This window comes from Methylobacterium sp. HJ2, from assembly GCF_056431005.1.
The window spans coordinates 239,590-261,913 of sequence record NZ_JBWJYM010000001.1 but is presented as its reverse complement, the minus strand read 5'-3'; the positions used below and the strand labels follow the sequence as shown (position 1 = coordinate 261,913).

The following is a 22,324-nucleotide window of genomic DNA, read 5'->3' as shown; positions in this document are numbered from 1 at the left end:
CTGCCGCGTCCGCCGGGTTCACAGGGAGAGGGCATGGTCGCCGACACCGCCCCGCATGCCGGCCTCGGAGAATCCGAGCCCGGCGCGCCGCCCGCCACCCTCCAGGTTCGGGCTTGGCTCGCGCGGCGGGCCGAGGGGCTGGCGATTCCCCTCGGCGCGGTCGCGGCCGGGTTCCTGCTGTTCAGCCTGTTCCTGCTGGCCCTCGGCAAGAGTCCGGCCGGCTTCCTCGACATCGTCTGGCGCGGCGGCTTCGGCTCGCCCTTCGCCCTGCAGAACAGCCTGCAGCGCGCGGCGCCCCTCCTGTTCGCCGCGCTCTGCGTCGCGCTGCCGGCCCGGCTCGGCCTCGTGGTGATCGGCGGCGAGGGCGCGATCGTGATCGGCGGCGTCGCGGCCGCCGCCGCCGCCCAGCCGCTCCAGGGCGCTCCGCCCGCCCTCGCGATTCCCCTGATGGCGCTCGCGGCGGCGGCGACCGGCGCGGTGTGGATCGGCCTCGTCGGGGTGCTGCGCGCCTATCGCGGGGTCAACGAGACCATCTCCAGCCTGCTGATGTCCTACATCGCCATCGCCCTCTCGAACCACCTGATCGAGGGCCTGCTGCGCGATCCCCAGAGCCTCAACAAGCCCTCGACCCGGCCGATCGGCGAGGCCTTCGCGGTGGGGCCGATGCCCGGCATGGAGGTGCATTGGGGCCTCGGCGTCGGCGTCGTCGCCTGCTGCCTCGCCTACCTGCTGACCGAGCGCACCACGATCGGTTTCGCCGCGCGGATCGCGGGCGGCAACGTGCGGGCGGCGCGGATCCAGGGCCTGCCCGTAGGGCGCCTGATCGCCGCCTTCACCGCCCTCGGCGGCGCCTGCGCGGCGCTCGCGGGCTTCTTCGAGGTCACGGCGGTGCACGGCAACGCCAACGCCTCGCTGGTGGCGGGCTTCGGCTACACCGGCATCCTCGTCGCCTTCCTGGCCCGGCAGAACCCCCTGGCGATCCTGCCGGTCGCCTTCCTGCTCGGCGGGATCGAGGCGTCGAGCGGGCTGATCCAGCGCCGGATGCAATTGCCGGACGCCACCGTCCTCGTCCTCGAAGGGCTGCTCTTCCTGGCGGTGCTGATGAGCGAGACGCTCTACGGGCGCTTCCGGATCTTCAGCCCGCATCTCTGGTCCGAGAAGCGGGCGGCGCGCGTGCCCGCGGCGCAGGCCTGAGGGAGAGGGCGGATGAGCGGCGATCTCGGCCTCTGGACGGTGCTTCTGGCGGTGCTCGGCGGCGCCATCCGCGTCTCGACGCCGTTCCTCTTCGTCAGCCTCGGCGAGACCATCACCGAGCGCTCGGGCCGGATCAATCTCGGGCTCGAGGGCACGCTCGTGTTCGGGGCGATGTCGGCCTACGCCACCGCGGTGATGACCGGTTCGCCCTGGGCCGGCGTCGCCGTGGCGGGCCTCGCGGGCGGCGGATTCGGCCTGCTGCACGGCTACCTCTGCCGCTTCCCCGGGGTGAACGACGTGGCGATCGGCATCGCCCTGATGCTGTTCGGCTCGGGCCTCGCCTTCTTCCTCGGCAAGGCCTTCATCCAGCCCTCGGCCCCGACGCTGCCCGCGATCCCGTTCGGATTCTGGTCCGACCTGCCGCAGGTGCAGGCGGCCCTGCGCGTCAACGTGCTGTTCCTGGCCGGCGCCGCGCTCGCCGTCCTGCTGTGGTGGGGCTTCCGCAACACCAAGGCCGGCCTGATCGTGCGCGTCGTCGGCGACAGCGCCGACGCGGCCCGGGCCATGGGCTACGACGTCGACCGGGTCCGCCTCCTCGCCACCGCCGCGGGCGGCGTGCTCGCGGGGATCGGGGGCGCCTACCTCTCCCTCTATTATCCGGGCTCGTGGAACGAGGGCATCTCCTCGGGCCAGGGCCTGATGGCGGTGGCGCTGGTGATCTTCGCGCGCTGGAACCCGCTCGCCTGCTTCGGCGCGGCGCTGCTGTTCGGCGGCGCCGGGGCGCTCGGGCCGGCCCTGCAATCGGTCGGCGTCACGCAGGGCTACTACCTGTTCTACGCCGCGCCCTACGTTCTCACGCTCGTCCTGCTCGTCGCCACCTCGTCGCCGGACCGCGCCCTCGCCGGTGCCCCGGGGGAACTGGCCAAGTAACGTCCTCGGGGACGATCGCGTCGCGTCACGAAAGCCGGGAGAAAACCCATGAACGGCCTGGGTGGACTGAACAAATCGCCGAACGGCGTCGTCCTCGGACTGGTGCAGCTGCAATTGCCGGTGGTGCGGACGAAGGAAGAGCTCGCGGCGCAGACCGACCGCATCGTCGCGATGGTGGCCAAGGCGCGGGCGAACCTCGCGACCATGGATCTCGTGGTCTTCCCCGAATACGCCCTGCACGGCCTCTCGATGGACACCAACCCCGAGATCCTCTGCCGCCTCGACGGGCCCGAGGTCGCGGCCTTTTCCGAGGCCTGCCGGGCCAACCGGATCTGGGGCTGCTTCTCGATCATGGAGTTCAACCCGCACGGCAATCCGTACAATGCCGGCCTGATCATCGACGACCAGGGCGCGCTGAAGCTCTACTATCGCAAGATGCATCCCTGGGTGCCGGTGGAGCCGTGGGAGCCCGGCGACCGCGGCATCCCGGTGATCGAGGGGCCGAAGGGCGCCAAGATCGGGCTGATCATCTGCCACGACGGCATGTTCCCCGAGATGGCGCGCGAATGCGCCTACAAGGGCGCCGAGATCATGATCCGCACGGCGGGCTACACCGCGCCGATCCGCGATTCCTGGCGCTTCACCAACCAGGCGAACGCCTTCTGCAACCTGATGGTGACCGCCAACGTCTGCATGTGCGGCTCGGACGGCACCTTCGACTCGATGGGCGAGGGCATGATCGTCAACTTCGACGGCACGGTCATCGCGCACGGCACCACGGGGCGCGTCGACGAGATCATCACCGCCGAGGTCCGGCCCGATCTCGTGCGCGAGGCGCGCCTGTACTGGGGCGTCGAGAACAACATCTACCAACTCGGCCACCGCGGCTACACGGCGGTGACGGGCGGCGCCCAGGATTGCCCCTACACCTACATGCACGATCTCGCCGCCGGCCGGTACCGCCTGCCCTGGGAGGACGCGGTGCAGGTGGTGGACGGCACGAGCTGCGGCTTCCCCGCCCCGACCCGCTCCTACGGCGCCGGCCAGACCCCGGACGCCCGGGAGGCCGCCGAGTGAGCGGCATCCCGTTCCCCGCCGCCGAGGACACCGTCGCCGAAGTCGCCGCCGGCCGCTACGCCGTCGCCGAGCCCTATCCCTGGCCCTACGACGGCGACCTCCGGCCCGAGAACACCGCCCTCGTCATCATCGACATGCAGACGGATTTCTGCGGGCCCGGCGGCTACGTCGACGCGATGGGCTACGATCTCGGCCTCACCCGCGCGCCGATCGGGCCGATCGGCCGGCTGCTCGCCGCCGCGCGGGCCGGGGGCTACCGGGTGATCCACACCCGCGAGGGGCACCGGCCGGACCTCGCCGACCTGCCCGACAACAAGCGCTGGCGCTCGCGCCGGATCGGGGCCGGCATCGGCGATCCCGGCCCCTGCGGCCGGGTGCTGGTGCGGGGCGAGCCCGGCTGGGAGATCATCCCCGAGCTGGCGCCGCGGCCGGGCGAGCCGGTGATCGACAAGCCCGGCAAGGGCTCGTTCTGCGCCACCGACCTCGAGCTGATCCTCGGCCGCCTCGGCGTGCGCAATCTCATCCTCACCGGAATCACCACCGACGTCTGCGTCCACACCACGATGCGCGAGGCCAACGACCGCGGCTTCGAGTGCGTGATCGTCTCGGACGCCACCGCCGCGACCGATCCGGGCAACCACGAGGCCGCGCTCAAGATGGTGACCATGCAGGGCGGCGTCTTCGGCGCCGTCGCCACCTCCGCGTCGATCCTGCGGGCGATGGGCCAGGCGTCTGGAGCGGCGTCGTGAGCGGCGCCATCGCGGTCGAGACCGTCGGCATGACCAAGCGCTTCGGCGCCTTCGCGGCGCTGGAGGACGTCTCGATGAAGATCGAGGCCGGCGGCTTCCACGCCCTGCTCGGCGAGAACGGGGCCGGCAAGTCGACCCTGGTCAAGTGCGTGATGGGCTTCTACGCGCCCACCGCCGGCTCGGTGCTGGTCGACGGACGCGAGGCCGAGATCACCAATCCGAAGGGGGCGCAGGCGCGCGGCCTCGGCATGGTCTACCAGCACTTCACCCTGGTGCCGTCGCTCACGGGGGCGGAGAACCTCGTCATCGCCCGCTCGGACGCCCCCGCGGTGATCGACTGGGCGGCCGAGCGGGCGCAGCTGAAGGCCTTCATGGCCGGCATGCCGTTCCGGCTCGACCTCGACCGCCCGGTGTCGGAGCTCGCCGCGGGCGAGAAGCAGAAGCTCGAGATCGTCAAGCAGCTCTTCCTCAAGGCCCGCTTCCTGATCCTCGACGAGCCGACCTCGGTGCTCACCCCGGCCGAGGCCGAGGAGGTGCTGGGGCTCCTGCGCGGCATGTGCGACCGGGGCGCGCTCACCGTGCTGATGATCAGCCACAAGTTCCGCGAGGTCGACGCCTTCGCCCGCTCCTTCAGCGTCCTCCGCCGCGGGCGCCTCGTCGGCGGCGGCGCGGTCGGCGCCGTCCCGCGCGAGGAGATGGCCGCGATGATGATGGGCGAGCGCCTCGTGCGCCAGCCGATCGCCCGGGTCGGCGCGGCCGATCCCGCCCGCGAGGTCCTGCACGTCGACGGCGTCACCGCCACCGACGTCTCGGGCCTGCGCCACATCGCGGTGGACGACCTGCGGGTGCGGGCCCGCGAGATCGTCGGCATCGCGGGCGTCTCGGGCAACGGCCAGAAGGAACTCGCCGACGTGCTGGGCGGGCAGATCCGGGCCAGCGGCGGGACGGTGCGGGTCGCCGGCGCGCCCTATACGGGCAGCCGCGCCGAGAGCCGGGCCCGGCGGGTGCGCTTCATCCCCGAGGAGCCGCTGCGCAACGCCTGCGCGCCGCGCATGTCGGTGACCGAGAACCTCGCCTTCCGGGCCTTCGACCGGCGCGGCGACGACCCGGACAAGCCCCCGACCCTCTGGCTCGACCGGGGCGCCATGCGCCAGCGCGCCAAGGACCTGATCGCCCGCTTCAAGGTGAAGACCGCCTCCTCCGAGGCCGCGATCGCCACGCTCTCGGGCGGGAACGTCCAGCGCGCCGTGCTCGCGCGCGAGCTCACCGACCCGGTCGATCTCCTGGTCGTGGTCAATCCCTGTTTCGGCCTCGATTTCGCGGCCGTGTCCGAGATCCGCTCGCGCATCGTCTCCGCCCGCAACGGCGGCGCGGCGGTGCTGCTGATCAGCGAGGATCTCGACGAGATCCTCGAGCTCTCCGACCGCATCGTGGTGATGTCGGACGGCCACCTCGTCTACGAGACCTCCGCGGCGGCGGCCGATGTCGGCGTGATCGGCCAGCACATGGCCGGGCATCACTGATCCCTGCACCGCGCGGCGGAGGCCGGACAGGCGAGGCCGGGCCAGATCCGGCCGCGTCAAGCCGGTCTGGCGTGAGACCGATCCTACAGCCCCGCTTCCGGCGCGGGTCCGTAGCGTTCGGCACGTGCGGAACGGCACGTGCCATGCCCTGCACGCAGGCAGTGGGCCATTAGAGGCAGCCACCTTGCGTTGCACACCGTCGCCGGCCTGTCCTAGATTGAAGCTATTCTGAGTAGGCGAGACCGGCCGGGGGCTACGGCTCCGTCCGGCGCGACCAGAGGGCCCGCCCGCGGGCAGCTTCTTTTCGATGCCGCGATCGGACGTCGCGGATGCATCCGCATCCGCCGCGCGCCGGTTGTCCCGTGGACACGCGTCCGACGGGCGCGACCCCGGACTCGATCGACCGCCGCTCGTGCGGGGTGGGCCATCGACCCGCGCCCAAACCGGCCAAGACAGGACGAAGCGATGATCAAACTCACGGTGAACGGAGCGCAGCGCAGCTTCGACGGCGATCCCGACATGCCGCTGCTCTGGTACCTTCGCGACGAACTCGGCCTCACCGGCACCAAGTTCGGCTGCGGCGCGGCACTCTGCGGCGCCTGCACGGTCCATGTCGGCGGCTCGGCGGCCCGCGCCTGCGTCACCCCGCTCTCGGCGGCCGAGGGCCAGGACGTGATCACGATCGAGGGGCTGTCGCCGGACGGCAACCACCCGGTCCAGGCGGCGTGGCGCGACCTCAACGTCGCCCAGTGCGGCTACTGCCAGTGCGGCCAGATCATGCAGGCGGCGGCGCTCCTGAAGGATACGCCCAAGCCCACCGATGCCCAGATCGACGAGACCATGAGCGGCAACATCTGCCGCTGCGGCACCTATCCGCGCATCCGCGCGGCCATCCATCAGGCCGCCGGCCAGCAGCCCGCCAGCAAGGGAGAGCGCCTGTGATCCACGATCTCAAGCGGATGGCCGAGCAGGCCGCGGATACGGCTGCCATTCCCGCCTCCGGGCCTGCGGTCCTGGCCAATGTCAGCCGCCGCGCCATGCTGGGCGGTCTCGGCGCCCTGGTGCTGGCCCTGTCGCTGCGCGACAGCGCGCGGGCCGAGGAGCCGGCGGAGGAGGCCCCGAAATTCGGCGCCGACGGCATGCCGCACGGCTGGCGCGACGACCCGAAGGTCTTCGTGGCGATCGCTCCCGACGGGACCGTGACGGTGACGAACCATCGCTCCGACATGGGCCAGGGCGTGCGCACCTCGGTCGCCCTGGTGGTGGCCGACGAGCTGGAGGCCGATTGGTCGAAGGTGAAGGTGGTCCAGGCCTGGGGTGACGAGGAGCGCTTCGGCAATCAGGACACCGACGGCTCGCGCTCGCTGCGCCACTTCTTCCAGCATTTCCGCCACGCGGGCGCCGCCGCCCGGCTGATGCTGGTCCAGGCCGCCGCCCAGCAATGGAAGGTCCCGGCCTCCGAGGTGAAGGCCGAGAACCACGTGCTCGTCCACGCCAAGTCCGGGCGCAAGCTCGGCTACGGCGAGGTCGCGGCCGCCGCCGCGGAGCTGCCGGTCCCGGCCCGCGAGAGCGTGGCCCTCAAGGACCCGAAGGCCTTCCGCTACATCGGCACCGGCAAGATCGGCCTGATCGACAACCGCGACATCACCACCGGCAAGGCGATCTACGGCGCCGACACCCATCTCGACGGGATGCTCTACGCCGTGGTGGCGCGCCCGCCCGTCTACGGCGGCAAGATCGCGAGCGTCGACGATTCCGAGGCCCTGAAGGTCCCGGGCGTGGTCAAGACCCTGCGGATCGAGGGCGGCGAGATCCCGTCCGAGTTCATGCCGCTGGGCGGCATCGCGGTGATCGCCAGGAACACCTGGGCGGCGATGAAGGGCCGCGACGCCCTGAAGATCACCTGGGACGACGGGCCGAACGCGGGCTACGACACCGACGCCTTCCGAAAGGAGCTGGAGGCGGCGGCGCGCAAGCCCGGCAAGGTGGTGCGCAACCAGGGCGACGTGGACGGGGCGATGGCCAAGGCCAAGACCCGCGTCTCGGCCGAGTACTTCGTGCCCCACCTCGCCCAGGCGCCGATGGAGCCCCCGGCCGCGATCGCGCGCGTGAAGGACGGGCGCTGCGAGGCCTGGGCCTGCACGCAGGGCCCGCAGGCGGCCCATGACCGCCTGGTCAAGCGCCTGAACCTGCCCGCCGATCAGGTGCGGGTGAACGTGACGCTGCTCGGCGGCGGTTTCGGCCGCAAGTCGAAGCCCGATTACGTGGTCGAGGCGGCCCTGTGCTCGCAGGCGGTCGACGGCGCCCCGGTGAAGCTGACCTGGACCCGCGAGGACGACCTCCACCACGGCTACTACCACACCATCTCGGTGGAGCACCTGGAGGCCGGCCTCGACGAGAAGGGCATGCCGGTGGCGTGGCTGCACCGCTCGGTGGCGCCGACGATCGGCTCGATCTTCGCGCCCGATCCCAAGCACGAGTTGCCCTTCGAGCTCGGCATGGGCCTCGTCAACACGCCCTTCAACCTGAAGAACATCCGGCTGGAGAACCCGGAGGCCGCGGCCCACGTGCGCATCGGCTGGTTCCGCTCGGTCTCGAACATCCCGCACGCCTTCGCCATCCAGTCCTTCGTGGCGGAGCTGGCGCACGCGGCGGGGCGTGACCCGAAGGAATACCTGCTCGACCTGATCGGGCCGGCGCGCAAGGTCGACCCGACCGAGATCGGCGACGTCTGGAACCACGGCGAGGATCCGAAGCTCTACCCGATCGACACCGGGCGCCTGCGCCGGGTGATCGAGACGGTGGCCGACGGCGCCAAGTGGGGCCGCAAGATGGAGAAGGGCCGCGGCCTCGGGCTCGCGGGCCATTACAGCTTCGTGACCTACACGGCGGTCGCGGCCGAGGTGGAGGTCGACGACAAGGGCGAGGTCAAGGTCCACGCCATCGACATCGCCGTCGATTGCGGGCCGCAGGTGAACCCGGAGCGCATCCGCTCGCAGATGGAAGGCGCCGTCGTGATGGGGATGGGCCTCGCGCTCACCTCCGAGATCACGTTCAAGCAGGGCCGCGCCCAGCAGAACAACTTCGACGGCTACGAGATCATCCGGATCGACGCCGCCCCGAAGGTGGTGCGCGTCCACCTCGTGCCCTCGGGCAACTACAACGGCCCGCTCGGCGGCGTCGGCGAGCCGGGCGTGCCGCCCGTCGCGCCCGCGATCGCCAACGCGGTCTTCGCGGCGACCGGCCGGCGCGTGCGCCAGCTGCCGATCCGCGGTCAGCTGAGCGCCTGACCTCCGGTCGGGGGCCTGACCCGCGGTCGGGGAGCCCGACCTGCAGTCGGGGGTCTGATCGCGGAGCCGCAGCGCGGCTCGGAACGTTGGCATGCCGCGGACCCGGAAGGGCCCGCGGCATCTTCATGTGAGGACTCCACCGATGAAGCGTATCGCGTTGCTCGCGGCCGCCCTGGCCTGCGCCGCCCCCGCCGTCACCCAGGCGGCCTCCCCTTGCGCGCAGCGGATCGACGCCCTGTCGAAGCGCGTGAAGGCGCAATCCACCGAGGCGATCTCGGCCTCGACCGGCGGCAAGGAGAGCGCGGCGCGCCGCGAAGGGGAAGGGCTGACCGGTCCGGCAGGCGAGAGCGACCGCCGCGCGGCGCCCCCCGAGAAATCCGCGGAGGCCGGCAAGGGCGGCGACGCGGCACAGCAGGCCAAGGTCGCGCTCGACGAGGCGCGCACGGCGGACCAGAAGGGCGATCAGGCAGGCTGCGAGGCTGCGGTGGGCCGGGCCGAGCAGCAGCTCAAGGCCGCGCCCTGAGGGGTGGGGCCGGCCCGAACCGGGCGGCCCTCGGAACACGGCGGCTTCGCACGCGCCCTCGGTAGGACATGGCCGCGGGCGCGGCGCGGGTCAGGCCCGCGGGCGGGCCATCCTGTGGCCCGGCGGGCCGTCCCGCGGCCCGGACTGGGCTTTCAGCTGCTCGCGACGGCCAGGGCGTGCTCGTTGCCGTTCAGGCCGGCGCAGAGATCGTCGATCTCGGTCAGGTCCAGAGCCTCGCCGGTGTGGCTTGCGATGGCGTCGATGAGATGATCCTGGCGCGGGTCGAAGGGATGCCCCTGCATCCGGTAGAATTGATAGTAGCGCAGGGCCGCCAGTACAGTATCGCGCTCGCGTGCAGTTACGGTGAAGTTCTGCATGGGTCGCTCCGCCCCCCTGTGGCTTCAACGAAGGCCTGGGCGCGACCGCGGCGTCGCGTCCAAGCTCAACGGTTGTAACCGTCGCGACGCAGATCAGTCCATGTCTTGACAATTGATCTTTGGCTGATTCGCGCAAAAAAGTATGTGGCGCGCAAGTAGGCGCAAGGCCAAGGGCCAAATTCAGGAAGAATATCAGAGCTATAGGATCCTCGACGTCAGTATCCCAGCTCGCTGAAGTAGGCCGGCACCACCGTGCTGGCGGGGCCGTAGCGGGCGGTGTCGAAGGCGTCGGCGTTGTCGGAGGGCTCGAGGTTCAGCTCGCAGGTCGGGATCCCGTGCCTGCGCGCGAGACCGACATAGCCGGCGGCCGGATAGACGGACCCGGAGGTGCCCGCCGCCACGAAGAGGTCGGCGCCCAGCAGCGCGGCCTCGATGCGGTCGAGGTGCTTGGGCATCTCCCCGAACCAGACCACGTCCGGCCGCAGCGCCGCCCGGCCGCACTGCGGACAGGCCGCATCGCGCGGCAGGTCGGTGCGCCGCTCGGAGACATGCCCGCAGGCCGTGCAGCGCGCCTTCAGCAGCTCGCCGTGCATGTGCACCACGCCCCGAGAGCCCGCCCGCTCGTGCAGATCGTCGACGTTCTGGGTGCAGAGGAACAGGCTGCCGCCCTGAGCGGCGAGCGCGGCCTCGGCCCGGGCCAGCGCGGCGTGCGCCGCGTTCGGCGCGGCCGCCACCACGCCGCGGCGGCGATGGTCGTAGAAGTCGAGCACCGTGTCGGGATCGGCCGCGAAGGCCTCGGGCGTGGCGAGCTTCATCGGATCGAAGCGCGCCCACAGGCCGCCGCGGTCGCGGAAGGTGCCGAGCCCCGATTCCGCGGAGATGCCGGCTCCGGTCAGGACGAAGATGCGTCGCGGCTGTCCTGGCATGGCTGTCCCGTGGTGGTGCCGGGCTGTAGCATGGCCGGCGCGCGGCCGGGAGACCGGCGCCCGCGCGGGAGCCCGCATGCACCTCCTCGGCCGCCTGTTCCTCGCCAGCTTGGCCCTGCTCCTCGCGGTGCCGGTCGGCGCGGCTGCGCTCGTCCTGGCGCTGGTGCTCGATCCGGTGGCGAGCGTCTGGCTCACCACCGGGGCGCTGGCCGGACTCGACGCCGCCCTGTCCGACCTCGCTGCCGGATTGCCGCCGGAGAGCCTCGGCCTCATGCTCGCGGGCCTCGCCAAGGCGCTGTTCTGGCTCCTCGTGGTGCCGCCGGTGCTGGTCGCGGCGATCGGCGAGGGGCTGCGCCTGCGCGCCCTGCTCTGGTACGGCCCCGCCTGCGGCCTCCTCACCGCGGTGCTGCCGTGGCTGACCCGGGGTGCGGCCCGCCCCGGCGGCGCGCCCCTCGCCGAGGCCCGGCTCACCGCGATCCTGTTCGTCGCGGGCGCCTGCTCGGGCCTGGTCTACTGGCTGGTCGCCGGGCGCGGCGCCCGGCCGGACCCGGCGGCCGCCCCCGACCACCCCGCGCCGGCGGCGCGATGAGACCGGGCGGTCCGCTCTCGTGCCGCCCGCACCCCGATCCTCCCGCGAGGGCCCGACCATGTCCGAGACGATGAGCCCCGACGCGATCCGCGCGCATTACGGGACGCCGACGCCGCGATCGAGCGCCAAGCAGCTCGCCCATCTCGATCCGCATGCCCGCGCCTTCATCGCCCTGTCGCCGTTCCTGGTGATCGCTTCGGCGGACGCGCAGGGGCGCTGCGATGCGACACCGCGGGGCGACGCGCCCGGCTTTGTCGCCGTGCCGGACGCGCGGACGCTGCTCATCCCCGACCGGCCGGGCAACCGCCGTGTCGACACGATGCTGAACGTCGCGGAGAACCCACGGATCGGGCTGATCTTCTTCGTGCCGGGGATCGACGAGACCCTGCGGGTGAACGGCCCCGCCGCCATCGTGACGGATCCCGAGGTGCTGGCGCCCCTGTCGGCGCAGGGGAAGCTACCCTGCGCGGCCCTGCGCGTCGTCGCCGAGGAGGTCTATTTCCACTGCGCCAAGGCTCTGATCCGCGCGAGTCTGTGGGCGCCGGAGACGCGCGTGGCGCGCACGGCCTTCCCGTCGCTCGCCGAGGTGTTCATGAACCAGATCCCGAACCTCGACCGCGCCGAGACGGAGGCCTCGATCGCCGAGGGCTACCGCTCGCGGCTGTACTGAGCCGGCGCGCCCTGCCGCAACGCCGCGCGGCGGGGTCGGCGCGGACGGACATCCCCGCCCGCAGGGGCCGGGGACCGGCTCAGGCCGTCGGGGCGCGGCGGGCGCCGTAATAATCGTCCAGCCGGCCGCCATAGCCCGGGTCGGCGAACCCATCCTCGCCCGGACCGTGGCTCGGGGCGCCCGCGAGGACGCCCGGGTCGATATCGACCACGTAGCCCCCGAGTTCGGTGCTGTAGGTGAGCGCCCGCCAGGGCAGCGGGTGATGGTTCTCGCCGAGGCCGAGGAAGCCCCCGAAGGCGAGGACCGCGTAGGCGACCTGACCCGAGACCTTGTCGACCATGAAATTGTGCACGGCGCCGAGATGGCGCCCCTCGCGGTCGTAGACCGCCGTGCCCTCGACCTTGTTCGAGGCGATCAGGCGCGAGGTCTCGTCGATGGCGACGCCCTCCCCACTCGGGTCGAGCTCCATCGTCCCGGTCTTCCGGATGCTGCGCTCGGTCGGCAGATCAGTCGGCATGAAGGCTCCCGCATGTCGGCACCGCCCCGGGGCCCGGACCCGGCCTCGGGCGCCGGCGCGAGGCTCCGGGATGACGGCCTCGGGATACAGCGCGCGACGGCCGCGGGCGGTTCCGCGCGGCGTCGATCAGCGCGAACGCGCCGCCTCTTCAGGCTGCGCCGCCTCTCCAGTCTGCGCCGCCTCTCCAGTCTGCGCCGCCTGGGCCCGGCGGGCGGCGACGCGGCCGCGGGCGGCGCTGCTCGCCAGCAGCATCTCGAGGCCGAAGGTGAGAAGGGCGAGCAGGGTGCAGAGGATCGCCGAGCCGAACAGACCGAACAGCAGGTTCGCCACCGTGGCGTCGCGCAGCGCCCCGACGAACAGCGTGAGGACGGCGCCGCAGGTGGAGACGCCGGCCAGCGCCGCGAGGATGACCGCGGCATCCAGGGTGAGGGAGCGCAGGTGCAGCCGGTCGAGGCGGCGGCTGAGGATGGCGCGCTCCGCGTCGCTCGCCCCCGCGAGGAGGCCCGAGACCTTGTCGGCCTGGTCCGCCACGCGGGCGAGCCGGGCTCCGAAGACGTTGAGCAGCGTCGCGATGCCCGACAGCAGGAAGACCGGCGTCAGGGCGAGCTGGATGACATGGGCTGTGTCCTCGAGGGTGCCGGGCGGGATCGGGCTCTGCATCGGCGCGGGCATGCACCGATCGGCTCCGGCCCGCAACGCCGGCTCCGCGGGACCGGCCGCGGGCAAAGCGAGGCACCCGCCCGCGCCGGGGTCGGGGCGGCCCCTGCCCGTTCGACGCCGGGCGAAGGTTTCGCGGGGGCGAATGCTCGATAATCCTTCGGCGCGGGCCGACAGAACACGCCCTGGACGCCCATTCGGGCCCGCTGGGCGCTTGCCCTGTGGATGAAGTCGGCTTTGCCTATGAATTCCCCTTGGAACGCCTGCCGCACCGCTTAGTTGTTGCTGCTATGCTGCCCCCGGCTGCGGGGCTGCCTCGGTCAGGCACGCAGCCCGCAAACCGGAGGAAGATTCATGGCGACGAAGACGACGGAAAAGGCCGCACCGAAGACGGCGAAGACCAAGGAGGCGCCCGCCGCCGCGAGCAAGCCGGCCGCCACCAAGGCCGCCGCCCCGAAGGCCACCAAGGCCGCGGCCGGCGCCAAGCCGAACGCGCTGCAGCAGCCCCTCAAGCCCTCGGCCGAACTCGGCGCCATCGTCGGCACCAGCCCGCTGCCGCGCGGCGAGGTGGTGAGCAAGGTTTGGGAATACATCAAGAAGCACAACCTTCAGAACCCGTCGAACAAGCGCGAGATCGTCGCCGACGACAAGCTGAAGAAGGTCTTCGGCAAGGACAAGTGCAGCATGTTCGAGATGAACAAGCACCTCGCAGCGCACCTGAAGGCCTGATCCGCCGCCTCCCGCGGCTCCTCGCGCGCCCGGGACCTTACGGTGTCCCGGACGTGCGGCGGGAGCGGGTCCATTGCGAGAGCGCCTTCCGACGCGGCGGTCGCCCGTCCGTCGAGGGACGGCCCGCAAAACCCGGGACCGGGAGGCGCCGACCTGATGCGATCCGGTCGGAGACGGCGCTACACGATGGTGTTGAGGACGCCGCCATCGACCCTCAGGGCCGCGCCGCTCGTGGCGCTCGCCGCCGGGCTGCAGACATAGGCCACCATGTTGGCCACCTCCTCGACGCTGGCGAGGCGCCCGATCAGCGAGGTCGGCCGATGCTCGGCGATGAATTGCCGCCCCATCGCGTCGAGATCGGACTCGCCCGCGCCCGTGCTCCCGGCACCGTCCTTGGCCATCTGCTTCATGAACTCCGCCACGCCCTCGGACAGGGTCGGGCCGGGCAGGACGCTGTTCACGGTGACGCCGGAGCCCGCCACCGTCTGCGCGAGGCCGCGCGCCACCGAGAGCTGGGCGGTCTTCGTCATCCCGTAATGGACCATCTCGATCGGGATGCTGACGGCCGACTCGCTCGCGATGAACACCACCCGGCCCCAGCCGCGCCCGACCATGCCGGGCGTATAGGCCCGTGACAGGCGGATCCCGCTCATCACGTTGACGTCGAAGAAGCGGTGCCAGTCGGAATCCGGGATCTCGAAGAAGGGCTTCGGCTCGAAGATCCCGGTATTGTTGACCAGGATGTCGATCTCCGGCAGCGCCGCGACCAGTGCGTCGACCCCTTCGGCCGTCGCGACGTCGCCCGCCGCGGCGAAGAACCGGCCCGTCCCCGCCTCCTGCCGCAGGCGGGCGAGCGCCGCCTCGACCCGCTCGGGGGTGCGCCCGTTGATGCCGACCTCGGCCCCGAGATCGGCCAGCGCCCGGGCGATGGCGTAGCCGATGCCGCCGGTCGAGCCGGTGACGAGGGCCCGGCGCCCCGTGAGGTTCATGTCCATGACGATGGTCTCCTGCGGTGGGATCTGCCAGATCGAGATGTCGGCGGCGGCCCGCAAGACCAAGCCTCATCGGTCGTGACCCATGAGGTTCGGCAAATGCCAGCCGCCGCACCGCCGCGCGGCCCTTCTCTCCCCCTCCACGACGCGAGGGAGACGCGCGGCCCCTCCGGCGTCAGCGGACGGGCGCGCGGCGCAGCACGCTGGTGAGGATGCCCGAGAGCGCCAGCGCCGCCGCGCACCAGAGCGAGAGGCCGACCGCGCGGCCGGGTCCCAGCCCGTGCGTCAGGCCGAAGATCACGGCGACCAGGGCCGCGCCGAGGGATTGCCCGGTCAGCCGCGCGGTCGATTGCATCCCGCTCGCCCCGCCGCTGCGCTCGCGCGGGGCGGAGGTGATGATCACCCGGTTGTTGGGCGACTGGAACAGGCCGAAGCCGAGGCCGCAGAGCACGAGGCGCCACGCGATGTCGAGGGTGCCGGGATTGGGCGGCAGCAGGGCCGCGCCGACGAGCCCGGAGGCCATCAGGGCGAGTCCGAGCCCGCCGAGCAGGCCCGGCGGGTAGCGGTCGGCGAGCCGGCCCGAGAGCGGCGCCATCGCGGCGATGGCGAGCGGCCAGGGCGTCAGCAGGAACCCGGCCTGGGTGCCCGAGAGGTGGAGCACGTCCTGGAAATAGAAGGGCAGCGCGATGTAGGCGATCATCTGGGCCGAGAAGGCCAGGATCGAGGAGGCCATCGACAGGGCGAAGGCCGGGATGCGCAGGAGATCGACCGGCAGGAGGGGCGCGGGCAGCCGGATCTGGCGGCGCACGAAGACGGTGCCGATCGCGAGCGCGCCCGCAAGCTCGGCGATCGCCAGCCCGCGCGTCTCCGCCTCGCCGAGCCCGTCGACCCCGACGATCAGCAGGCCGAAGGTGAGCGCGTTGAGCGCCGCGCTCGGCAGGTCGAAGCGGGCGCCGCTGCGGGGCGTCGCCGGCAAGGTGCGCGCGGCGACGGCGAGGGCCAGCAGGCCGACCGGCAGGTTCACCAGGAACAGCCAGGGCCACGCCGCCACCGAGAGGATCGCGGCGGCGACCGTGGGGCCCGCCGCGGAGGCGACCGCGACCATCAGGGCGACGTTGCCGACGCCGCGCCCGATCATCCGGTGCGGGTAGATGAAGCGCACCAGCGCGATGTTGACGCTCATCACCCCGGCGGCGCCGAGGCCCTGCGCGATGCGGGCCGCGATGAGCACCGGCAGGCTCGGCGCCAGGGCGCAGCCGAGGGAGGCCACGACGAAGACCGCGAGGCCCGCGAGGTAGACGCGCCGATAGCCCAGGATGTCGCCGAGCGAGGCGAAGGGCAGCAGCGCCGCGGTCACGGCGATCTGGTAGCCGTTCACCACGAAGATCGCCGAGGCCGGGGTCACGGCGAGGTCGCGCGCCATCACGGGCAGCGCCACGTTGACGATGGCGCCGTCGAGCACCGCCATCGTCATGGCGAGCGCTACGGCGAGCATCGCCAGGAGCCGCTCGCGGACCGGCAGGCCGTCCTGCACACCGGTCCCGGATCCGGCCGCCTCGGCCATCCTGAGCGCGCTCCTCGATAGGGGTGGATGAGGTCCCACCTCTCGCCGACCGGAGGGCGCCCGTCGAGATGGCCGGTGTGCCCTATGTCACGCGGCGATCAGCGCCCGGGTGCCGCGTGACCGGCCGGCAGGCCGCGCCCGCCCCCTCCGCTTCTGGCGCCGTGAACCGCAGGCCGTCGTCGAGGGTCGCGCCGTAGACCGTGCTCAGGACCTCGAGCATCAGCACCGCCACGGGCTCGAGCCCGGGCGGCGTGCCGAGATCGATCTCCCGCCGGAAATTGCCCGCGGGGTCGGGCCGGGTGAAGCCGAAGCTGCGCAGGATCGCGACCGCAGGCGGGGTCAGCAGGTCGGGGTTCGCCGTGTAGGCACCAGACGACGCCTCGCACAGCATACGGGTGTCGTCGAAGCCGAACATGCACTGGACGTAATGGTCGGGCCGAGCGCGCAGGTCGATCGCGAGGAACCGGTTGCGCGAGGTGCTGCGCGGGCCGCGCTCGTGGATCCGCCGCAGGCGCTCCACCACGTCGCAGCGGTGCCGGGCCACGAACCGATCCGTCTCGGAGGCCGGCGCCGGGCGGGTTGCCGAGAGGCCGCAGAGAAGCCCCAGGACCGCGACGGCGGCGATCCGGCCGAACCTTGCCCGTGTCTGCATGATCGTCCCCCGCAACCGCACCGGCTGCCGCCAAACCGCGCGACGGGCACCTTACGGGCGCGCCGCGTCCGCCCGATCGCGGCGCAGCAGGAACACCCCCTGCGCGCCGATCAGGTTCCACACCCACCAGGGCATCGAGAAGCGCATCGGGCGCCCGCGCGCGTCGAGCGCCGCCGCGGTCTCGATCCGGGCGCCGACCACCCGGCAGAGGCCGACGAAGTCCCGGATGGTGCAATGATGGATGTTGGGCGTCTCGTACCAGCTCTCGGGCATGATCTCGGTGACCGGCATCCGGCCCCGGAAGGCGAGTTCGGCCCGCACGCGCCAATGCCCGAAATTCGGGAACGAGATGATCACCTGCCGGCCGATGCGCAGCAGGTGCTCCAGCACGATGCGGGGGTTGCGCGTCGCCTGGATGGTCTGGGACAGGACCACGACGTCGAAGGCGCCGTCGGGATAATTGGCGAGGTCGGTGTCGGCGTCGCCCTGGATCACCGGTAGGCCGCGGGCGAGGCAGGCGTTCACGCCCTCGCGCGACAGCTCGATGCCGCGCCCGTCGACGCCGCGGCGGTCGCGCAGCAGGGCGAGCAGGCTGCCGTCGCCGCAGCCGATGTCGAGGACGCGGGCGCCGGGCGGCACGAAGCCCAGCACCACGAGGTGGTCGACGCGGACGTCGCCCCCCGCCGCGCCCTCGCGCGGCAGCGCCCCGGTGGCGTCCCAGGGCGCGCCGGCCGTGCCCGGCCCGCTCACAGCCCGCGCGCCCGGGCGGCGGCGTCGATGAAGCCGCGGGCGGCCGAGAACATCGCCGGCTCGTCGAGCAGGAAGGCGTCGTGGCCCTTGTCGCTCTCGACCTCGACGAAGGCGACGGGCGCCGAGGCCGCGTTCAGGGCGTGCACGATCGCGCGGGAATCGGCGGTCGGGAACAGCCAGTCCGAGGTGAAGGAGATCACGCAGAAGCGGGTCTTGCTGCCCCGGAAGGCGTTGGCGAGCACGCCGCCATGGTCCTCGGCGAGGTCGAAGTAATCCATCGCCCGGGTCAGGTAGAGGTAGGCGTTGGCGTCGAAGCGCTCGACGAAGCTCAGGCCCTGATGGCGCAGGTAGCTCTCGATCTGGAAATCGGCGTTGAACGAGAAGGTCGGCGCCGAGCCGCCCTGGAAGCGCCGGCCGAACTTGCGGTGGAGCGCCGGCTCCGACAGGTAGGTGATGTGCGCGCCCATCCGGGCCACGCCGAGGCCCTTGGAGGGCCGCGAGCCCGCCTCGAGGTAGCGCCCCTCCGCCCAGGCCGGGTCGGCCATGATCGCCTGCCGCCCGACCTCGTGGAAGGCGATGTTCTGGGCCGAGTGGCGCGCCCCCGTGGCGATCGGCATCGCGGCGAAGACCCGCTCCGGATAGAGCGCCGCCCATTGCAGCACCTGCATCCCGCCCATCGAGCCGCCGATGCAGAGGAACAGGTCGCGGATGCCGAGATGGTCGAGCAGCATCGCCTGCGCTCGGACCATGTCGCGGATCGTGACCAGGGGGAAGTCGAGCCCGTAGGGCAGGCCCGTCGCCGGATCGAGGGAGGCGGGCCCGGTCGAGCCCATGCAGGAGCCGACGACGTTCGAGCAGACCACGAAGTAGCGCTCGGTATCGATGGGCTTGCCGGGGCCCACGAGGGTCTCCCACCAGCCGGGCTTGCCCGTGACGGGGTGGCGATGGGCGAAGTACTGGTCGCCCGTCAGCGCGTGGCAGATCAGCACCGCGTTGCTGCGGTCGGCGTTCAGGGTGCCGGCGGTCTGGTAGGCGATCTGGAACGGCGCGAGGTTGACGCCCGCGTCCATGGCGAGCGGCCTGTCCGCGCCGAAGAGGGCGACGGGGCTGCGCGGCTCGAGCGCCTGGGAAAGGTCCAGGCTCGGTTGCATCCCGCGGCCGGGCTCGACGGCGGTGTCCGGCCTCAGGGCGGTGTCGGGCGAGGTGTCCATGAGCGTTCGACTGCGGAAGGCTGCCGCGGAGCGGGATGGGCGCGCGGCGCGCTCCGATGAGGGCTGGAGGTAGTCCCTGGGACCACGAGCGTCAACGAAGGCCCCCCTCCCCTCCGTTCAAAGGGCCGCCGGCTGTCGGCCGCGGGGGCGGGCACCGGCTGGCACTCGGCCGCCGGGAATCGTAAACACGGGGCCTCGCCGCCGCCCGGCCGAACACGCGACACCGATGCGCCTCCCCAGCAAAGCCACCGCCCGCGACGATCTCGCCGCGCTCCGCGCCGAGATCGACCGGATCGACGCCGAGATGCACGCCCTGCTGATCCAGCGCGGCGGCATCATCGACCGGCTGATCGCCGTGAAGGGCGGATCGGCCTCGGGCTCGGCCTTCCGACCGGGCCGCGAGGCCGCGATGATGCGCCGCGTGGCCGAGCGCCACCGCGGCCTGCTCCCCCTCGACACCGTGGAGGGGATCTGGCGGGTGATCATCGCCACCTTCACCTACGTGCAGGCGCCGTTCTCGGTCCATGCCGACATCTCGGGCGGCGACCCGGCGATGCGCGATTCCGCCCGCTTCCACTTCGGCTTCACGGTGCCCTACCGGCCGCACCCGACCTGCGCGGCGGTGATCGAGGCCGTGGCCGCCTCGCGCGGCGATCTCGGCATCTTCCGCTTCGAGCCGCGCGCGGCCAACGGCGACGTGCGCGCGCCCAAGGGCGAGGCGTGGTGGGAGGGCCTGATCGGCGAGGGCCGCCCGAAGGTGATCGCGCGGCTGCCCTTCATCGAGCGCCCGACCCATCCCGCCGGCACCCCGGTCTTCGTTGTGGCCAAGCCCCTCGACGACCCGGCCGCAGCCCAGCGCGACTGGGTGCTGCACGCCGCCCGCGCCACCGCCTGGACGCCCGACACCGAGCGTGCCCTGCAGGATCTCTACGGCGAGGTGGTGGGCCGGGCCAAGCCCCGCGGCGAGACCGAGCGGCTGCTGATCGCGGTCCCCGGGGGCGTCGGCGCGCGCCAGCTCCACGAGGTTCTCGACCGGGCGGGCGCGGGCCTCACCACCCTGGACGAGACCGGGAGCCACGCGGCCCGCTTCCGGGTCTGAGGGGCCGGCTCCGGCGGCGAGAGCGGGGACCGGGCCTCTGCCGGTGACGGGCGTGCCGCGACGGGCGTGCCGTCAGGCGCGCGGACCGAGCAGGATCACGCCCATCCCCGCGAGGCAGAGGGTGCCGCCCGCCAGGTCCCAACGGTCGGGCTGGTGGCCCTCGGCCCACCACAGCCACAGGATCGATGCGGCGACGTACACGCCGCCATAGGCGGCGTAGGTGCGCCCGGCCGCGTCGGCTTCCGCGAGCGTCAGCAGGTAGGCGAACAGGCCGAGCGAGGCGAAGCCGGGCACGACCCACCACGCCGATTTGCCGAGCCGGAGCCAGGCCCAGAACGCGAAGCAGCCCGCGATCTCGGCGAGCGCGGCCGCGGCGTAGGCGAGGAGGGTGCCCATCCCGCCCTCGTCACACGGATCGCTCGCGAGGCCAAGCGTCGCGGCCGTCCTGGCCGGGGGCGATCGCGGGGTTCGGACCCTGGCCGCGACGCCGCGCCCGCCGCCTCAGGCGGCCCGCACCGTGGCGAGGAAGCGCCCGACCTCGGCGCCGAGGTGCTCGGACTGACGCGACAGCGCGGAGGCCGAGGCCAGCACCTGCGCCGCGGCGGCCCCGGTCTCCTCGGCGGCGCCGGCCACGCGGGCGATGTTGAGGGTGACCTCGCCGGTGCCGGTCGCGGCCTGGGCGACGTTGCGCACGATCTCCTGGGTCGCCGCGCCCTGCTCCTCCACCGCCGCCGCGATGCTCGTCGCCACGCCGTTGATCTCGCGGATGCGGCCCGCGATGCCGCCGATCGCCGCCGCGGCCTGTCCGGTCGAGCCCTGGATCTGCGCGATCTGCCGGCCGATCTCCTCGGTGGCCCTGGCCGTCTGCGAGGCCAGCTCCTTGACCTCCGCGGCCACCACCGCGAAGCCGCGACCGGCCTCTCCGGCGCGGGCCGCCTCGATCGTGGCGTTCAGCGCCAGCAGGTTGGTCTGCCCGGCGATCGAGGAGATCAGGCTCACCACGTCGCCGATGCGCGCGGCCGAGGCGCTCAGGTCCTGCACCAGACCCATCGTCCGGTCCGCCTCGCCGACCGCCGTCCCGGCGAGGCCCGCCGAGCCGTCGACCTGCCGCCCGATCTCGGACACCGACGAGCCGAGCTCCTCCGCGGCGGCCGCGACGGTGGTGACGTTGGTGGCCGCCTCCTCGGCGGCGGCGGCCACGCTCAGCGATTGCCCGGCGGCGGATTCCGCCAACCCGCTCATGCTCCGCGCGGTCGCCTGAAGCTCCATCGCGGCGGCACCGACGCCCGCGACGACGCCGCCGACGGCACGCTCGAACCCGTCGGCCATCTCCTGCATCGCGGCCCTGCGCTGGGCCTCGGCGCCCGCGCGGGCCTGGACGGTCTCGGCCTCCAGCGTGCGGCTGCGGATCAGGTTGTCCTTGAACACCTGGACGGCCCGCGCCATCGCGCCGATCTCGTCCTGGCGGCCGAGGGCCGGGATCGCGATTGCCGCGTCGCCCTCGGCGAGGCGGTTCATCGTACCCGTCATGGCGCGGATCGGACGGCTCACCAAGCGGGCGGACCCGACCGCGGCGGCGGCGGCCACGAGGGTGGCGAGGCCGACGACCGCGAGGATGACGGTCCAGGCCGAATCGTAGGCGGCGAGCGCGGCGGCGCTGTCCTGCGCGGCGGCGGCTTCGACCAGCTCGACGAGCTTCTGCAACTCGCCGAGGACGGCGGTGACGCCCTTCGACATCGTGGTGTTGTAGATCCGCTGCGCCTCGGTGAGATCGCCGGCACCGGCCTTGGCGAGGATGTCGGCCTGGAGGCCGTTATAGGCCTGCCACTGCCGCTCGAAGGCGGCATAGAGGGCGGCTCCCTCCGCGCTGGCGGGCAGGGCCTGGTACTGCCGGCGGAGCGCCGCGAGTTCGCCGTCGCGCTTGGCCAGCGTCGCCGTGACCTCGTCCCGGAGGGCCGGCGTGTCGGCGGTGATCAGGCGACCGCCGTTGATGCGCTGACGCAGGACCAGGACCTGGATCTTGCCCAGGAGCTGCGTGGCGGGCAGCCTCTCGGCTCGCAGGGCGTGGGCCGCGGCGTTGACGCTGCGCAGCTCGTACAGGGAGGCGGCCCCGAGCCCGGCCATCAGCAGGAACAGGAGCCCCAGGCAGGCGCTCAGCTTGCTTCCGATGGAGGTCAATCCCCGCATGGATCTAGTTCCCGATCCGCCGCTGGCCCGCGGCGGTCGGCCACGCTAACCCCGGATTGGTAAAGAATTCTTGCCCTCGAGAGCCGGGCTTCATCCCGTGCCGAAATGCTGTAGACGG

The 22,324-nt window shown here is 72.6% G+C and carries 23 protein-coding genes; 12 read left to right on the top strand and 11 right to left on the bottom strand.

The features are described 5' to 3' along the window. Positions 1-33: 33 nt before the first annotated feature. From ACS5RC_RS01170 to ACS5RC_RS01135, 8 genes are all read left to right on the top strand, one after another. Complete coding sequence (locus tag ACS5RC_RS01170) at positions 34-1,194, top strand: ABC transporter permease (RefSeq protein WP_478341993.1); 1,161 nt, start codon at positions 34-36, stop codon at positions 1,192-1,194. Between the two features lie 12 nt (positions 1,195-1,206). Further along, positions 1,207-2,124 (top strand): ABC transporter permease, encoded by a 918-nt coding sequence (locus tag ACS5RC_RS01165; protein ID WP_478341992.1) that lies wholly within the window; start codon positions 1,207-1,209, stop codon positions 2,122-2,124. A gap of 48 nt (positions 2,125-2,172) precedes the next feature. Further along, positions 2,173-3,201 (top strand): formamidase, encoded by a 1,029-nt coding sequence (locus tag ACS5RC_RS01160; protein WP_478341991.1) that lies wholly within the window; start codon positions 2,173-2,175, stop codon positions 3,199-3,201. Beyond that, positions 3,198-3,950, top strand: a complete 753-nt coding sequence (biuH, locus tag ACS5RC_RS01155; protein ID WP_478341990.1) for a biuret amidohydrolase — start codon at positions 3,198-3,200, stop codon at positions 3,948-3,950. Before ACS5RC_RS01160 ends, biuH begins: the two co-directional genes overlap by 4 nt. Before the next feature lie 29 nt (positions 3,951-3,979). Then, positions 3,980-5,473, top strand: coding sequence for an ABC transporter ATP-binding protein (locus tag ACS5RC_RS01150; RefSeq protein WP_478342636.1), 1,494 nt, complete (start codon positions 3,980-3,982; stop codon positions 5,471-5,473). 465 nt (positions 5,474-5,938) lie between these two features. Beyond that, positions 5,939-6,415 (top strand): (2Fe-2S)-binding protein, encoded by a 477-nt coding sequence (locus ACS5RC_RS01145; RefSeq protein WP_478341989.1) that lies wholly within the window; start codon positions 5,939-5,941, stop codon positions 6,413-6,415. Beyond that, positions 6,412-8,763: a xanthine dehydrogenase family protein molybdopterin-binding subunit gene (locus ACS5RC_RS01140; protein ID WP_478341988.1), complete on the top strand. Its 2,352-nt coding sequence runs from the start codon at positions 6,412-6,414 to the stop codon at positions 8,761-8,763. The genes ACS5RC_RS01145 and ACS5RC_RS01140 overlap by 4 nt, the downstream gene beginning before the upstream one ends. Positions 8,764-8,905: 142 nt before the next feature. Beyond that, on the top strand, positions 8,906-9,286 hold the full coding sequence (locus tag ACS5RC_RS01135; protein WP_478341987.1) for a hypothetical protein: 381 nt from the start codon (positions 8,906-8,908) through the stop codon (positions 9,284-9,286). Positions 9,287-9,438: 152 nt separating this feature from the next. Here the strand turns inward: ACS5RC_RS01135 and ACS5RC_RS01130 are convergent, their stop codons facing one another. Further along, positions 9,439-9,663 (bottom strand): hypothetical protein, encoded by a 225-nt coding sequence (locus tag ACS5RC_RS01130; protein ID WP_478341986.1) that lies wholly within the window; start codon positions 9,661-9,663, stop codon positions 9,439-9,441. Positions 9,664-9,878: 215 nt separating this feature from the next. After that, positions 9,879-10,589, bottom strand: a complete 711-nt coding sequence (locus tag ACS5RC_RS01125; protein WP_478341985.1) for a Sir2 family NAD-dependent protein deacetylase — start codon at positions 10,587-10,589, stop codon at positions 9,879-9,881. Between the two features lie 76 nt (positions 10,590-10,665). Between ACS5RC_RS01125 and ACS5RC_RS01120 the strand changes: the two genes are divergently transcribed. Together ACS5RC_RS01120 and ACS5RC_RS01115 are read left to right on the top strand one after the other, a co-directional pair. Then, on the top strand, positions 10,666-11,178 hold the full coding sequence (locus ACS5RC_RS01120; protein WP_478341984.1) for a hypothetical protein: 513 nt from the start codon (positions 10,666-10,668) through the stop codon (positions 11,176-11,178). 58 nt (positions 11,179-11,236) lie between these two features. Beyond that, positions 11,237-11,848, top strand: a complete 612-nt coding sequence (locus tag ACS5RC_RS01115) for a pyridoxamine 5'-phosphate oxidase family protein (RefSeq protein WP_478341983.1) — start codon at positions 11,237-11,239, stop codon at positions 11,846-11,848. A gap of 79 nt (positions 11,849-11,927) precedes the next feature. On the opposite strand, the gene ACS5RC_RS01110 is transcribed toward ACS5RC_RS01115, so the two are convergent. Further along, positions 11,928-12,365 carry a PRC-barrel domain-containing protein gene (locus ACS5RC_RS01110; protein WP_478341982.1) on the bottom strand — a complete coding sequence of 146 codons (438 nt, stop codon included), beginning with the start codon at positions 12,363-12,365 and terminating at the stop codon, positions 11,928-11,930. A gap of 126 nt (positions 12,366-12,491) precedes the next feature. Then, positions 12,492-13,037, bottom strand: a complete 546-nt coding sequence (locus tag ACS5RC_RS01105; RefSeq protein ID WP_478341981.1) for a DUF2721 domain-containing protein — start codon at positions 13,035-13,037, stop codon at positions 12,492-12,494. 339 nt (positions 13,038-13,376) lie between these two features. On the opposite strand from ACS5RC_RS01105, the gene ACS5RC_RS01100 reads away from it, so the two are divergent. After that, positions 13,377-13,751 (top strand): SWIB/MDM2 domain-containing protein, encoded by a 375-nt coding sequence (locus tag ACS5RC_RS01100; protein ID WP_478341980.1) that lies wholly within the window; start codon positions 13,377-13,379, stop codon positions 13,749-13,751. Between the two features lie 179 nt (positions 13,752-13,930). On the opposite strand, the gene ACS5RC_RS01095 is transcribed toward ACS5RC_RS01100, so the two are convergent. The 5 genes from ACS5RC_RS01095 to metX form a co-directional block, all read right to left on the bottom strand. Continuing rightward, complete coding sequence (locus tag ACS5RC_RS01095; RefSeq protein ID WP_478342635.1) at positions 13,931-14,746, bottom strand: SDR family NAD(P)-dependent oxidoreductase; 816 nt, start codon at positions 14,744-14,746, stop codon at positions 13,931-13,933. A 172-nt stretch (positions 14,747-14,918) separates the two neighbouring features. Continuing rightward, on the bottom strand, positions 14,919-16,307 hold the full coding sequence (locus ACS5RC_RS01090; RefSeq protein ID WP_478341979.1) for an MFS transporter: 1,389 nt from the start codon (positions 16,305-16,307) through the stop codon (positions 14,919-14,921). 82 nt (positions 16,308-16,389) lie between these two features. After that, positions 16,390-16,959, bottom strand: coding sequence for a TY-Chap domain-containing protein (locus tag ACS5RC_RS01085; protein ID WP_478341978.1), 570 nt, complete (start codon positions 16,957-16,959; stop codon positions 16,390-16,392). Between the two features lie 51 nt (positions 16,960-17,010). Further along, positions 17,011-17,709: a methionine biosynthesis protein MetW gene (metW, locus tag ACS5RC_RS01080; RefSeq protein ID WP_478341977.1), complete on the bottom strand. Its 699-nt coding sequence runs from the start codon at positions 17,707-17,709 to the stop codon at positions 17,011-17,013. Then, a complete protein-coding gene (metX, locus tag ACS5RC_RS01075; protein ID WP_478341976.1) occupies positions 17,706-18,920 on the bottom strand; it encodes a homoserine O-acetyltransferase MetX in 1,215 nt (404 codons plus the stop codon). The genes metW and metX overlap by 4 nt, the downstream gene beginning before the upstream one ends. Before the next feature lie 226 nt (positions 18,921-19,146). On the opposite strand from metX, the gene ACS5RC_RS01070 reads away from it, so the two are divergent. Continuing rightward, positions 19,147-20,019, top strand: a complete 873-nt coding sequence (locus ACS5RC_RS01070; RefSeq protein WP_478341975.1) for a chorismate mutase — start codon at positions 19,147-19,149, stop codon at positions 20,017-20,019. A 72-nt stretch (positions 20,020-20,091) separates the two neighbouring features. Here ACS5RC_RS01070 and ACS5RC_RS01065 read toward each other — a convergent pair whose 3' ends face one another. Together ACS5RC_RS01065 and ACS5RC_RS01060 are read right to left on the bottom strand one after the other, a co-directional pair. Further along, positions 20,092-20,415 (bottom strand): YnfA family protein, encoded by a 324-nt coding sequence (locus ACS5RC_RS01065; protein ID WP_478341974.1) that lies wholly within the window; start codon positions 20,413-20,415, stop codon positions 20,092-20,094. 105 nt (positions 20,416-20,520) lie between these two features. After that, a complete protein-coding gene (locus tag ACS5RC_RS01060; protein WP_478341973.1) occupies positions 20,521-22,206 on the bottom strand; it encodes a methyl-accepting chemotaxis protein in 1,686 nt (561 codons plus the stop codon). Between the last annotated feature and the right edge of the window lie 118 nt (positions 22,207-22,324).